Here is a 14646-nt window from a genome sequence, read left to right on the forward strand (position 1 = left end):
GTGGTTTTATCATATAGTTTTAAGGGGATTTTCATCTCTAGTTGACTCGTAAATAAAAGGTAATTAAGATAATGATTCTTTTTTTACTATTAATAATGTCCTGTATTAATAGGGGGATAGAGGGATTTTCTATGATAGTTCTTTTTACTTAGTTGTTTATTAACTGCTATTTTGATTTATGTGGTTTTATTTTCTTGACTTTCCGTTTGTTCTTATGTAAGATGAATACAAGTAAAAAATGATAGCTTTGATGAAGAGTAAGTAGCATGATGAAAGTTTTTAGAGAGCTGACGGTTGGTGAAAGTCAGTAGCGGACATGATGTGAATGGACTTCTGAGCTCTGGTTTGAAAAGGAATTTCCTTAGTAGGATGCAGCGATTAGGCCTTATCGTTACACAAGGCGCCCATTCGGAATTTGGATGGATTAAGTGAACTGTTTTTGCAGTTAATCAAGGTGGTACCACGGGTCTCTCGTCCTTGTCTAGTATATTTGCTAGGCTTGGAGAGAGGCCCTTTTTTAATTTTATAAAACGAAAACATGAAACAAGAATAGTACTTTTCATCGATTTTCAAAGAGAGTTAGCGTTTGGTGCGAGCTAATAAATAGATGAAATAGGAATGGGCCTTGTGCGTGATACCTTGAACTGAAGTAGGGGTGAACGGGAGCTCCCGTTATAGAGCAGCTGCAAAAAAGCAGCACTGAGATAGGGGGATTCCCCTAAAATGAGGTGGCACCGCGATAACTCGTCCTCTGAAAAAGCATGATAGTAGGCTTTTTCAGAGGGCTTTTTTTATTTTAATGAAGAAGGGATGATTTAAATGAGAAAAATGAAAAGAATGGATGCAGATACATTAACCGCGATTTTAGCCTTTCAACGTCTTTCCGGAACAGGCAAAAGCTTACTTGAAGGAGCTGCAAAAGATGCAGAGGCAGGGAGATATTCTATTATTGCTATCAATCCTGTACATGAAATTAAAGTATATCAACATGAATATTATATAGACGGGGCACTTCAAATAGTGACAGACCCTTTAAAAGAAATTGAACTATTTATTGAAAAAGCAAAGACGGAGGAAGAAAGCTTGCCTTTAGATTCAGGGGCAATTGGTTATGTTGGTTATGACGTTATTGCACTTTATGAAAATTTAGGTGACATTCCAGTCGAAACGCGGGACATGCCAGATATTCGTTTTTATATATATGAAAGTTTTATCATCATGGATCATCAAGCGGAAGAACTTATTTTAGTGCAAGATAATTGCTACTCTGGGAGAAGTGAAGCAGAACTGGATGAGGCACTTGAAGCGATGTTTTTAGAACTTACAACACCAAAAAAAGATGAACACAAAGCAGTTCAAGTTCCGAAAATGACTTACAAAAGCAATTATACCAAAGAGGAGTATATGAACTTAGTCAAAAAAGCGAAAACCTATATTCAAGATGGCGATTTCTTTCAAATAGTACTTTCTCAGCGGTTAGAGGCAGATTTTACAGTGGAGCCGTTTGATTATTACCGAAAATTACGATTGTTAAATCCTTCTCCTTATCTCTTTTTCATTGATTTTGGCGATACGGTCTTAATTGGTTCTTCACCAGAGAGTTTAATTAAAACGAAAGGGCGGACTGTTACGACAAATCCAATTGCTGGTACAAGGCGTCGCGGGGCAACAAAACAAGAAGATGAAATGCTGGCAGCGGAATTATTATCCGATGAAAAAGAACTTGCAGAGCACAGAATGTTAGTGGATTTAGGACGAAATGATATTGGAAAAATTGCAGAAACGGGTTCGGTTCATGTACCAGTATATCTAACAATCGAACGTTACCGATTCTTGATGCATTTAGTTTCCGTTGTTGAAGGTACATTAAAACCAGGATTAAGTGCGATGGATGCTCTTCGGTCGACGCTGCCGGCTGGTACAGTTAGCGGAGCACCAAAAATAAGAGCCATGGAGCGAATCTATGAATGGGAAAATGTAAAACGTGGACCATATGCTGGTGCGGTAGGTTACTTAACGAAAAATGGTGATTCTGATTTTGCCCTTTCAATTAGAACGATGGTACTCCATGATGGAAAAGCTTATGTGCAAGCTGGCGCGGGAATTGTTTATGATTCAGAACCTGAGAGTGAATACTTGGAAACAATACAAAAAGCGAAAGCCCTTTTGGAGGTGGGAGAATGATTTTATTAATTGATAACTATGATTCTTTTACGTATAACCTAGAGCAGTATTTGGCAGAGTTCAGTGATGTCGTAGTAAAACGAAATGATGCCGTGGATTTAATGGAATATGCGGCTTTGGCAGATGGGATTGTTCTTTCACCAGGGCCAGGAAAACCTAGTGAAGCCGGACTTTTGGAAGAAGTGGTTTTCAAATTTGCGAAAGAAAAACCACTACTTGGGATTTGTTTAGGACACCAGGCGATCGGTGAGGTATTTGGCGGAGATGTAAAACGAGCAAAGCACATTCGTCATGGTAAAGTTTCGCTGATGCAGCAAACGAGTGGAGCCATTTTTACTAACTTGCCAAAAGAAATACCTGTGATGCGCTATCACTCTTTAATAGTAGATAAAAATACTTTACCAGATTGCTTAGAAGTATTAGCAGTGGCGACGGATGATGCGGAAGTAATGGCGATGAAACTGAAAAATTATCCGGTTTATGGATTGCAATTTCATCCAGAATCAATCGGCACGAATGACGGAAAACAAATGATGGAAAACTTTATTCACATAGTAGAAAGGGCGGGAGAAAATGGAAATCTTATTACAAAAAGTATATGACCAAAAAAATCTATCAAAAGCAGAAATGAATATCGTTGCAACAGAAATTTTTGAAGGACGTCTTTCAAAAACGAAAATTGCTGCCTTTCTAATGGCACTTAAAGTCAAAGGAGAAACCGCAGAAGAAATGGCTGGAATAGCAGAAGCGATGCAGCAAGTTGCGATTCAAGTGGATTTCCCAGCTGGAACTGCGATGGATAATTGCGGAACTGGTGGAGATAAATCGAATAGTTTTAATATCAGTACAACGTCGGCATTCGTCCTTGCAGCAGCAGGAATTCCAGTGGCGAAACATGGGAATCGAAGTATTTCTAGTCGTTCAGGTAGTGCGGATGTTTGTCAGGAATTAGGGATTGATATTAATATGCGTCCTGAAGATATGACTTATTTACTTGAAAAAGTAGGAATTGCCTTTTTATTCGCACCACATGTTCACCCTAATATGAAATACGTGATGGACGTTCGGAAAGAACTTGGGACACCAACCATTTTTAACTTGATTGGACCTTTAACCAACCCGGTTCATCTCGAAACACAATTAATGGGCATTTATCGTCGTGATTTAATCAGACAAACTGCGGAAGTTTTAGGACAACTTGGACGAAAACGGGCCGTAGTTTTAAATGGGGCGGGCTTTATGGATGAAGCTTCTCTAGCCGGTGAAAATCATTACGCATTATATGAAAGCGGGGAAGTTCACTTATATACACTAAAACCTGAAGAAGTCGGTTTAGCTAGCTACCCACTAGAAGCAATTAGGGGCGGGGATGCAAAAGAAAATGCAGCAATTCTTCGTAGTGTACTTGACGGCGAACCTGGTGCCTATTTAGACACTGTTTTGCTAAATGCCGGATTTGGTTTATTCGCAAATGGCAAAGTAAAAACAGTAAAAGAAGGCGTTGATTTAGCCCGCGACCTAGTTAGAAGTGGTCTAGCTAAACAAAAATTGCAAGATTTAATTACTTATCAAAAAGAGGTGCTAGCGAAATGACATTTTTAGAAGAAATTTTAGCTCAAAAAGCAGTAGAGGTAGCTGAAATGCCATTAGAACAAGTAGCAGAAAAACGGAAAACTTATTCGTTTTATGATTTTTTAAAAGAAAATACGGAACAAATGCAACTTATTGCGGAAGTAAAACGCGCCTCGCCTTCAAAAGGTGAAATAAATATGGATGTGAACCCAGTCGCTCAAGCAAAATCGTATGAGGCAGCTGGAGCAGGTATGATTTCTGTATTAACCGACCCGATTTTCTTTAAAGGATCGATTGAAGATTTACGAGAAGTAGCGAAAAACGTAGCAATTCCAGTACTGTGTAAAGACTTTATTATTAGTGAAAAACAATTAATTCGCGCTCGGAATGCCGGAGCAACGGTTGTATTACTAATAATTTCAGCTCTTACAGAAGATGAGCTAGGGTTACTTTTTAAACAAGCGAGTGCCCTTGATTTGGAAGTATTAGTAGAAGTTCATGACCGGGACGAATTAGCTCTCGCGCAAAAAATTGGAGCTAAATTAATTGGAGTGAATAATCGGAATTTGCACACGTTTGAAGTAGATATTGCGGTAAGCGAAATGGTTGCGAGTGATTTTTCAACGGAGGCATGTTTCATTAGTGAATCGGGTTTTAAAACGGCAGACGATGTTAAACGAGTGAGTAAAGAATTTAATGCGGTACTTGTTGGAGAAGCGCTTATGCGAGAAAAAACTCCCCAAAAAGCAGCAGAAAGTTTGAAGGTGAAACGATGATTGTAAAAATTTGTGGATTGAAAAAAAGTGTCGATGTAAAAGCAGCAGTTGAGAATGGTGCGGATATGATTGGTTTCGTTTTTGCGAAAAGTAAACGCCAAGTTACGATTGAACAAGCGCACCAATTAGCTAAAAATATCCCATCTAATATTAAGAAAGTTGGTGTTTTTGTTAATCCGACTGAAGATGAGTTGACTGCTGCTATTAAAGGCGTACCACTAGACATCGTGCAACTCCATGGACAAGAACCGACCGAGCAAGCAGACCGCACCGATGCCGAAGTAATTAAAGCTTTTCCAGTTAAAGAGGGCAAACTTCCTAACAATATAAATGATTATTCAAATGCCTATATCTTACTTGATGCTCCGGCAGAAGAATACGAGGGCGGCAGCGGGAAAACTTTTGATTGGGATAAAGTAAATAGTGATCTACTTATAAAAAATAAATTGATTATTGCTGGTGGCTTAAATGTCGAAAACGTGAAAGAAGCTATTAACCGCTTTGAACCATATGCCGTTGATATTTCTTCCGGCGTAGAAACAAATGGTGAAAAAGATCCTGAAAAAATTAAAATCTTCATTAAAACAGCAAAAGGAGTTGGAAAATAATGACATATCAAGCACCTGATGAAAATGGTTTTTACGGAAAATTCGGTGGCAGATTTGTGCCAGAAACTTTAATGAAAGCAGTGAAAGAATTAGATGAGGCTTACCGAGCTTCTAAAACAGATGCAGCTTTTCAAAAAGAATTAAACTACTATTTAAAAGAATATGTAGGTCGGGAAACGCCGCTTTATTTTGCGGAACAACTTACTGCCTATGCTGGCGGGGCTAAAATTTATTTAAAACGAGAAGATTTAAATCATACTGGTGCGCATAAAATCAATAATACGATTGGTCAAGCATTACTTGCGCGGCAAATGGGCAAGCAAAAAGTAGTGGCAGAAACTGGAGCAGGGCAACATGGTGTAGCTACAGCGACAGTAGCAGCACTTTTTAACATGGAATGTACTATTTTCATGGGAGAAGAAGATGTTAAACGTCAATCGCTTAATGTATTTAGAATGGAGTTACTTGGCGCAAAAGTTGTCAGCGTGAAAGCTGGCAGCCGTACTTTGAAAGATGCCGTAAATGAAGCACTGCGGTTCTGGGTGGCGAATGTGGAAGATACGCATTATATTATGGGATCTGTTCTTGGGCCCCATCCGTTCCCAGAAATTGTTCGTGATTACCAAAGTGTCATTGGGACAGAAGCACGTAAACAACATCTAGAGAAAGAAGGTAAGTTACCTGAGGCGATTGTGGCTTGTGTAGGTGGTGGCAGTAATGCGATGGGCTTATTTTATCCGTTTGTGGATGATTCTTCTGTTCAAATGCACGGCGTAGAAGCTGCTGGTCATGGTCTTGAAACAGAGTTCCATGCAGCCACGATTTCTAAAGGCGAGATTGGCATTTTGCACGGGGCAATGATGGATGTTTTACAAGACGAAAATGGACAAATCCTTGAAGCTTTCTCGATTTCCGCGGGATTAGATTATCCTGGTATTGGGCCGGAACATAGTTTTTTCCGTGATTTAGGTCGCGCTGAGTATCATTCTGTTACAGATGATGAAGCAGTCGAAGCTTTTCAACTTTTATGCCGGACAGAAGGGATTATTCCAGCACTTGAAAGTTCGCATGCCATTAGTTATGCTGTGAAACTTGCTAGCCAGATGCGTCCGGATGAAAGTATGGTTGTATGCCTATCTGGTCGCGGGGATAAAGATGTTAATCAATTAAAAGAACGATTGGAGGGGCAAACTAATGACTAAGACATTAACAAAAAAATTGGCGAATAAAGAGCATGCTGCTGTAGTAACTTATATTATGGGCGGCGATGGTGGTTTAGATAATCTAGAAGAACAACTATTATTCCTAGAAAAATCAGGCGTAAGCGCGATTGAAATCGGGATTCCTTTTTCTGATCCAGTTGCTGACGGCCCTGTCATTCAACTTGCTGGTTTACGCGCATTAAAAGAACGAGTTAGTTTAGAAGCAATTTTAACTAAATTAGCCACAAGTAAGGTGCAAATTCCACTAATTATTATGAGCTATATTAATCCGATTTTTCATTTAGGTATTCCAAAATTTATCGAAATGGTTCAAAAAACACCTGTAAAAGGACTTATTATTCCTGATTTACCTTATGAACACCGTACGCTTATTACACCCGAACTAAAAGGGACAGATATTGCGCTTATTCCGCTTGTTTCACTAACCAGTCCGAAAGAGCGCCTAGAAGAAATAGCTAACCAAGCAGAAGGTTTTATTTATGCCGTAACAGTCAACGGGACGACGGGCGTAAGAAATGAATTTAATACGCATATTGATACCCATTTAGTTTATTTAAAAAGTATTAGCCCTGTTCCTGTTCTTGCAGGTTTTGGAGTTTCTTCTATAGAACATGTGGAAAAATTTGCGCGTGTTTGTGATGGTGTGATTATTGGAAGTAAGGTCGTACAAATGTTGCATGACGGGGAAACGAGGGAGCTAGGTACGTTTTTACAAAATGCAGCAGAAGTTCAAATCGAAAACTAATTACTACTTACAATTTCTCTTTAAATATGGTAAAGTCTGGTGTATAGAATGTTAAAGAGGAGTTGTAAGAATGTCTGTTGAAGTAAAACCGGAGCATGCAAGAATGCTCAATAACACGAAAAATGTAACACTTGGGATAGCGATTGTATCTACTATCCAAGCCGTATTAAGTAGCGTTTCTATTGTGGGACTTATTGCTCTACAACAAAGAAAAGAAGTACTTGCTAATGCAAATGCAACCGCTGTCGTTCAAAATACGATTATGACGACAACGATAATGGCTGTTATTTGTATCGCATTTACGATTATGCTATTTCTTTCTTATAACAAACTTAGAAAAGGCATTATTATTACACCGCTTGTTTTTTATTTATATGGTGCGTTTACCATTCTTGGTGTCGTTTTATCAATGATTAATAGTGGTGTGAACTTTGTTTCGCTTATTTTACCAGCAGTGCTACTTGCCTTGAGTGTAACTTGTATTTTAAATCTTAGAAGAATGCGTTAAAAGTAGTAATGTAAGAATGATTTTTACATAAACATATATAACAGACAGACTTAAAAGAAAAAATCAATTGAGGTAATAGAAATTATGAGTTCAAAATTAATGCGAGGAACGGCCGTACTTACTGCGGGAACTTTATTATCGAAAATTTTAGGGATTTTATATGTTATTCCATTTTACTGGATTGCTGGCGGGGAACAGGCAACGATTCTTTATCAATACGGATATGTTCCCTACCAAATCTTCTTAAATATTGCGACAGCTGGAGTTCCATTAGCAGTTGCTAAGTACATTTCTAAATATAATTCGCTAAATGAATATGCTTTAAGCCAAAGATTGTATAGGTCTAGTACATATTTGATGATATTTACCGGGATTATTAGTTTTTTAATTATGTATATTTTTGCACCGCTTTTAGCTGGGATGCAAGAGGTTAGTGGCGGAACGAGCATTCAAGATATTACAACCGTTATTCGTGCAGTGAGTTTTGCGTTACTTATTATTCCAGTAATGAGCTTACTTCGCGGTTATTTCCAGGGGTTTCATTCAATGGGACCCTCTGCTGTATCGCAAGTAATTGAACAAGTAGCAAGAATCGTTTTCCTGCTTGCAAGTACGTATATTGTGCTTCATCTTATTGGTGGAAGTCTTGTAACAGCAATGAGCTTAGCGACATTTGCGGCTTTTGTCGGAGCTTTCTTCAGTTTAATTTGTTTACTGTGGTATTACCGAAAACGCAAACCAGGTATTCAAAAAATGATTGCCGGTAGTGAAAATAAATTACAAGTGTCGACGTTACATTTATTAAAAGAAATCTCAATCTCAGCAGTGCCTTTCATTATAGTAGGAATGGCGATGTCACTATATCAACAAATTGATTTATTCACCTTTGCGCGTGTTTTAACATACGATGGCATGCCCGGGAAGGCAGCGGAAGATTTACTTTCTATTTTCAACTTTTCTGTTCAAAAAATCATTATGATTCCGGGTACATTAGCGTTGGCGTTTTCGATGACGCTCGTTCCGCTCGTGGCTGCTTCATTTCATAAAGGTCGGATTCGCGAAGTGCACCATCATCTAACAGCTGTTTTTCAAGTATTGCTATTTTTAGTCGTGCCAGCTTGTTTAGGAATAGCGCTCTTGGCTGATCCGCTCTATACGATATTTTATGGCTATAACGCTGATGGATCAATGTTGCTAAGCTTTTTCGCTCCATTTGCAATTTTCTTCTCGCTATTTAGTGTCACTGCTGCGATTCTACAAGGGATTGACGAGCAACGTTATACAGTACTTAGTTTACTTCTCGGGTTACTAACAAAATCCGTACTACAAATGCCGTTAATTTTACTTCTTGGTGCAAAAGGTGGCGCACTTGCGACCGGACTTGGTTACATTGTTTCTGTGCTGTTCACCATTTTTATTATTAAAAAATATGCTCATTATTCATTTAAGTATATTATTAGACGTCTGGTGTTAATTCTTGGAATAAGTTTTGTGATGTTAGTTAGTGTTTGGCTCATTTATCATGGGCTTGCATTATTCTTAAATCCGCATGCACGATTTACTGCATTAGTAATTATTTTTATATCAGCTGGAGTGGGGGCTTATATTTATGCCTTTTTAGCTGCAAAAGCAGGGCTATTAAACTATATTCTAGGTGACCGGATGTATAAAATTCGTAAAAAACTTCATTTGATTTAAGCTTTTTGTAAAGAGCAAGCCGATATTTATTTGGGTTTGTTCTTTTTTTTTAAAAGAGTTAATGGTAAAGTAAACAAGGATATATAATTTAATGTAAAGGAAGTTAGACGATGGGTTCAAAACTGCTCAGAGGAACATTTATTCTGACGCTAGGGACATTAATCTCTAAAGTGCTCGGAATATTGTATGTGATTCCGTTTTATGCGATTATTGGAGGAGATGAACCAGCGCTTCTGTATAATTTCGGTTATGTACCGTATCAATTATTCTTAAGCATTGCAACTGCTGGGATACCGTTAGCTGTTGCCAAATATATAGCGAAATATAACGCCAGGGAAGAATATGCTGTAGGTCGTCGATTATTTAAAACCGGTGTATATTTAATGATTTTTTCCGGGATTGTTTGTTTCCTTGCGATGTATGGACTTGCTCCAACGCTCGCTCGAATGCAGCAGTTGGAAGGCGGATATAGTTTGGCGGATGGTATTCAAGTTATCCGTGCAGTTAGTTTCGCGCTACTTATCATTCCAGTAATGAGCTTGCTTCGTGGCTTTTTCCAAGGATATAATTCGATGGGGCCGTCTGCTGTATCTCAAGTGTTAGAACAAGTTGTCCGTATTGTGTTCTTGCTTGCTGGGACTTTCATTGTAATGTATGTACTTGACGGGAATGTAGTTACAGCAATTAGTATCGCTACTTTTTCAGCTTTTGTTGGAGCTTTTGCGAGTTTACTATTACTACTTTGGTATTTTTATAAACGAAAACCTGGACTGGACCAAATGCTTTTAGAAGATAGAGGCACTGTAAAAATTTCCATTCCGACATTATATAAAGATATTATTCTTTCGGCAATTCCTTTTATTATAGTTGGGTCTGCTACTTCGCTTTATCAATTAATTGACCAATTCACTTTAGGAAGAGTGTTAGAATATATTGGAACTGCTCCTGATTTGGTCAATTCTTTTGTAGCAATTATTAACTTTGATGTACAAAAATTAATTATGATTCCAGGGACGTTGGCAATTGCGTTTTCAATGGCACTTGTTCCACTTGTTACTGGTGCTTATGTAAGGAAAGAGTACGCGCAAGTGAAGCGTCAACTCAATGATGTTTTTCAAATTTTATTATTCTTAACGATTCCAGCTTGTTTTGGAATTGCTATGCTAGCGAGACCTTTATTCACAGTGTTTTTCGCACCTAGTGATAATGGGACAGCACTATTACAATTATTTGCACCAATCGCCATTTTATTTTCATTGTTTAGTGTTTCCGCGGCTGTCCTTCAAGGGATTGATGAACAACGATTCACAGTGCTAGGCTTACTGTTAGGACTACTAGCGAAATCGGTATTACAAATGCCGCTCATTATGATGTTTGAAGCGCCTGGGTCAATCATTGCAACTGGTATTGGTTATGCAGTATCTTGTCTGTTCATGTTATTTATTATTAAAAAATATGTTCGTTTCTCGTTTAAAGTTATTTTGCGGCGAACGGTGCTTTTCTTCTTTATGACAGCTTTGATGGGCGTTATTGTCATCGGACTGTACATGGGACTTGCTAACTTTATTAGTCCGGATCGTAAAATGTCTGCGCTAGTATTGACGCTTATTTGCGGAGGAACGGGTGCTGTTTTCTACGGTTATATGGCATTCAAACTTCACTTGTCTGATAAATTATTTGGCCCACGTGGTACTAGATTACGTGAGAAATTAAGAATTCGCTAGGAGGATTTTTATGAAAAAAACACCATTTGTAATTAGTGGCATTGCTCTCCTTGGATTTGTTTTCTTTATGATAGGCGTTATGACTGGGGCAAAATGGATTAACACGTTTGACCAGTACTGGAATAGTATTATTCGGGTCGGAATAACGGATACAAAAACTACACTGATTTCTTATTTAACTGATATTGGCGGGGTAGCGACCATTTGTATTTTAACCGTTGTTGTTATTATTGCGCTTGTTCTAATGAAAAAAGTGGATACAGCAATTTGGTTTGGTGGGATTGTCCTAGTTGGCGGGGCGCTTATTCCATCAATCATTAAAAATATCGTTCAGCGCCCAAGACCAACCTATAAATTAATCGAACAAGGTGGATTTAGTTTTCCAAGTGGTCATGCGACTGGTTCAACTGTTTTTTATGGAATGCTAGCGTTCTTTTTAATTTTATATGTTAGTCATAAATGGCTTCGTTTTGCGATTAGTATTCTTGCGCTAGGGCTTGTATTGTTTATTATGTATTCCCGCGTTTATTTAGGAGTACATTTCCCAAGTGATGTTGTAGCAGGATTCTTAATTGGAAATGCTGTTATTTACAGCGGAATTGGTTGTTACTTTATTTGGAATAAAAAATTAGTTTTATGGGCTAATAAATTTAATAAATCGTAAAAAAATCCTCTCTTTATCTAAAGAGAGGATTTTTTATTAAGCATGTTCGTCTGTTTCGCTAAAAATTTTCAAATAGGTCGGTAACTCTTCAGCAATTTCAGTCGGCAACACAACATAGCGTTTTTTAGCTAAAATTTCTCCAATATAGCTATGAAGAAAAACAGCAGCTAATGTTCCGGTAAGCGGCTTCTCTGTTTGTGCCATCAAGCCACATATCGTTCCAGCGAGAGTATCGCCCATGCCACCCGTTGCCATTGCGGGAGTGCCATACATATTTTGCCATGCTGATTCACCTGAATACACTTTTGTACGATGCCCTTTTAGAACAATCGTTGCGTCAATATGAAGTGCGACATCAGTTGGCGTTTCTGCTTCAGGTGCTAGTGCTTTCAGTCGTTCCCATTCACCTGCATGTGGTGTAAAGGTAAGCTTGGCGGCAGGATGAGGATTTTCTCCTTTTGCATAAATAGTAATGCCATCTCCGTCAATAATAAGTTGTTGATGTTCTGTTGAATTTTGTAATACTAACCGAAAAATTTCTTCGGCATAGGCATCTAATCCAAGCCCAGGACCAATTAAAATGGTATCAAAATGATTAATTTGTTCACTTAGACTTGTGATGTTTTCATAGTCAATAAACATACATTCAGGAATTCGTGTTTGAAGCGCAGGGCGATTAACACTATCTGAGGCCACCGTTGTTAAACCAGCACCACTTTTAACACAAGCCTCTGCAGCCATAATCGCGGCCCCACCAAATTGTTTATTTCCAGCGACAATTAAAACGCGCCCGTAATCACCTTTATGTGTTTCATCTTCACGTTTTGGAATCCACGCGCACATTGCTTTCGGTGTAATTTTCTTCACTTTTGTAAAACCTCCTTATGACACTGGCTTTTATCTACTCAACCGGGTAAAATAAAGAACAGATAAATCATGTTTATCTTAAATGATAAGGAGGCTTTTGTAAAATGAAACCTATATATCCTGCCGTAAAAGCAGTTATCGTAAAAGATGGTAAATTTTTAGCTCTTAAAAAAAGAGGCGTAGAAGGCGAAGTATTTGAACTTCCGGGAGGCCGTATGAACTACGGTGAAACTCACGGAGAAGCGCTTTTTAGAGAAGTTTATGAAGAAACTAAATTACAAGTCCAACCATTTATCTTATATGACACATGGGAGTTTTTTCATGAAGACTATCAAATTACAGGCGTTATTTATTTAGTGGAAATGCCTGGAGAAGGGGAAGTTGTGTTGTCTGATGAACACGAAGAATATCGCTTCTTACCACTTGAAAAAGAAAGTCTGAACATAATGGATGTCGTATTTTCTACGCGGATGGAACGTTGGGATTTTGAAGCAATTAAAGGTTTTATGAGAAAATAGTAGTTCCGACTTCCAAGCGGCGTGAAAACAGTTTACAATAGAGAAGATAAGTTTGAAGGAGGGAATAATAATTATGACAGAAATTAATTGGCAAAAAGAAGTGGAATCACGTAAAGATGATTTCTTAGAAGATTTAAAAGGGCTTCTTCGCATTCCAAGTGTTCGCGATGATAGTAAAAAAACAGAAGATGCGCCGTTTGGACCAGACGTTAAACGCGCACTCGACTATATGATTGAACTAGGTAAAAAAGATGGCTTTACCGCTAAAGAAGTTGGTAATGTTGCTGGACACCTTGAATACGGTCAAGGAGAAGAACTTGTTGGCGTATTAGGACACGTTGATGTAGTGCCAGTGGGTGATGGCTGGACTAATGGACCATTTGAACCAACATTACGTGATGGTAAACTATATGCGCGCGGAGTTGCAGATGATAAAGGTCCAACAATTGCCGGTTACTATGCATTAAAAATTATTAAAGAACTAGGCTTACCTCTTTCTCGCCGCGTTAGAATCATTGTTGGTTCTGATGAAGAAAGTGGTATGAGCTGTGTAGAACGTTATTTTGAAACAGAAGAACAACCAACACTAGGTTTCGTTCCAGATGCAGAATTCCCAATCATTCACGCTGAAAAAGGTATCTCAGAACTAGATGTATCTTTTAAAGACGGAGAAGCAAGTGGAGAAGCAGCATTCCGTTTACTTAGTGTAGAATCAGGCGAACGCTATAACATGGTTCCTGACCACGCAACAGCTATTATTGAAGACGTAAAAGACTTTGATAAAGTAGCAAGTGAATTTAAAGCGTTCTTAGCAAATCATCCAGTTGAAGGCTCATTAGAAGAAAACGGCAAAACAGTTAAAATCAATATCGTCGGAAAATCCGCTCATGCGATGGAACCAAATAATGGCATAAATGCTGGTCTTCACTTAGTAGCTTTCCTAGGTAAATTTAAATTAACTGGCGCTGCAAATGATTTTGTGACATTTGGTCGCGATTACTTATTCGGTGATTCTCGTGCTGTAAAACTTGGTATTAGCTATGAAGACGTAGAAAGTGGCGAATTAACAATGAACGTCGGTGTTATTCGTTATGATGTAGCAGAAGGTGGTAAATACGGTCTTAATTTCCGTTACCCAGTGACAGCTAATATGGATAAACTAAAAAATAAAATGCAAACAGTTGTATATGAGTACAACGCTCAATATACACATTACGATGATTCCAAACCGCTTTTCGTACCAAAAGATCACCCACTTATTCAAACTTTACAAGAAGTTTATACAAAACAAACAGGTGAAGAAGCTACCTTGCTAGCGATTGGTGGGGGAACTTATGCACGTCATATGGAAACAGGAGTAGCGTTCGGCGCACTGTTCCCAGGCCGCGAAGATACAATGCACCAAAAAGACGAATTCAGCTATTTTGATGATTTATTAAAAGCTACTGCAATTTACGCAGAAGCACTTTACAAATTAGCGAAGTAAGGGTTATAATTGAAAAAATTAACTGCTGCAAAGCTTAGTTTTGTGGCAGTTTCTTTGTTTCATTAAGTTTTTA

General features: G+C 38.3%; 14 protein-coding genes and 2 other annotated features. Of the genes, 13 read left to right on the top strand and 1 reads right to left on the bottom strand.

Going from position 1 to position 14646, the window contains the following annotated elements; translation table 11 throughout:
- The first annotated feature begins 238 nt into the window (after positions 1–238).
- Positions 239–482: a binding site (T-box leader), on the top strand.
- Positions 483–530: 48 nt separating this feature from the next.
- Positions 531–755, top strand: a binding site (T-box leader).
- A gap of 64 nt (positions 756–819) precedes the next feature.
- The 11 genes from trpE (at position 820) to AC4PG0_RS00400 (ending at position 11702) form a co-directional block, all read left to right on the top strand.
- A complete protein-coding gene (gene trpE / locus AC4PG0_RS00350; protein WP_045553098.1) occupies positions 820–2184 on the top strand; it encodes an anthranilate synthase component I in 1365 nt (454 codons plus the stop codon).
- Positions 2181–2786: an aminodeoxychorismate/anthranilate synthase component II gene (locus AC4PG0_RS00355; protein WP_194317158.1), complete on the top strand. Its 606-nt coding sequence runs from the start codon at positions 2181–2183 to the stop codon at positions 2784–2786. Before trpE ends, AC4PG0_RS00355 begins: the two co-directional genes overlap by 4 nt.
- Positions 2758–3777, top strand: coding sequence for an anthranilate phosphoribosyltransferase (gene trpD / locus AC4PG0_RS00360; protein WP_010991637.1), 1020 nt, complete (start codon positions 2758–2760; stop codon positions 3775–3777). The genes AC4PG0_RS00355 and trpD overlap by 29 nt, the downstream gene beginning before the upstream one ends.
- Positions 3774–4532: an indole-3-glycerol phosphate synthase TrpC gene (gene trpC / locus AC4PG0_RS00365; protein ID WP_153648078.1), complete on the top strand. Its 759-nt coding sequence runs from the start codon at positions 3774–3776 to the stop codon at positions 4530–4532. The genes trpD and trpC overlap by 4 nt, the downstream gene beginning before the upstream one ends.
- Entirely contained in the window at positions 4529–5140 is a 612-nt protein-coding gene (locus tag AC4PG0_RS00370; RefSeq protein WP_033532971.1) for a phosphoribosylanthranilate isomerase, read from the top strand. The genes trpC and AC4PG0_RS00370 overlap by 4 nt, the downstream gene beginning before the upstream one ends.
- Positions 5140–6342, top strand: coding sequence for a tryptophan synthase subunit beta (gene trpB / locus AC4PG0_RS00375; protein ID WP_003772095.1), 1203 nt, complete (start codon positions 5140–5142; stop codon positions 6340–6342). The genes AC4PG0_RS00370 and trpB overlap by 1 nt, the downstream gene beginning before the upstream one ends.
- On the top strand, positions 6335–7108 hold the full coding sequence (gene trpA, locus AC4PG0_RS00380; RefSeq protein ID WP_492167668.1) for a tryptophan synthase subunit alpha: 774 nt from the start codon (positions 6335–6337) through the stop codon (positions 7106–7108). Before trpB ends, trpA begins: the two co-directional genes overlap by 8 nt.
- Positions 7109–7178: 70 nt before the next feature.
- On the top strand, positions 7179–7616 hold the full coding sequence (locus tag AC4PG0_RS00385; RefSeq protein WP_003762507.1) for a hypothetical protein: 438 nt from the start codon (positions 7179–7181) through the stop codon (positions 7614–7616).
- 84 nt (positions 7617–7700) lie between these two features.
- Positions 7701–9314 (top strand): putative polysaccharide biosynthesis protein, encoded by a 1614-nt coding sequence (locus tag AC4PG0_RS00390; protein ID WP_033532972.1) that lies wholly within the window; start codon positions 7701–7703, stop codon positions 9312–9314.
- 110 nt (positions 9315–9424) lie between these two features.
- Complete coding sequence (locus AC4PG0_RS00395) at positions 9425–11038, top strand: putative polysaccharide biosynthesis protein (protein ID WP_492167966.1); 1614 nt, start codon at positions 9425–9427, stop codon at positions 11036–11038.
- 10 nt (positions 11039–11048) lie between these two features.
- Complete coding sequence (locus tag AC4PG0_RS00400) at positions 11049–11702, top strand: phosphatase PAP2 family protein (RefSeq protein WP_194317155.1); 654 nt, start codon at positions 11049–11051, stop codon at positions 11700–11702.
- A 36-nt stretch (positions 11703–11738) separates the two neighbouring features.
- On the opposite strand, the gene AC4PG0_RS00405 is transcribed toward AC4PG0_RS00400, so the two are convergent.
- Positions 11739–12569: an NAD(P)H-hydrate dehydratase gene (locus AC4PG0_RS00405; protein WP_003772085.1), complete on the bottom strand. Its 831-nt coding sequence runs from the start codon at positions 12567–12569 to the stop codon at positions 11739–11741.
- A 104-nt stretch (positions 12570–12673) separates the two neighbouring features.
- Here AC4PG0_RS00405 and AC4PG0_RS00410 point away from each other — a divergent pair, with 104 nt between their 5' ends.
- A complete protein-coding gene (locus AC4PG0_RS00410; protein ID WP_492167669.1) occupies positions 12674–13087 on the top strand; it encodes an NUDIX hydrolase in 414 nt (137 codons plus the stop codon).
- Between the two features lie 73 nt (positions 13088–13160).
- Positions 13161–14573 carry a dipeptidase PepV gene (pepV, locus tag AC4PG0_RS00415; RefSeq protein WP_010991632.1) on the top strand — a complete coding sequence of 471 codons (1413 nt, stop codon included), beginning with the start codon at positions 13161–13163 and terminating at the stop codon, positions 14571–14573.
- Positions 14574–14646: the final 73 nt, after the last annotated feature.

This window comes from Listeria sp. MAN/IMW/UF464, from assembly GCF_058683955.1.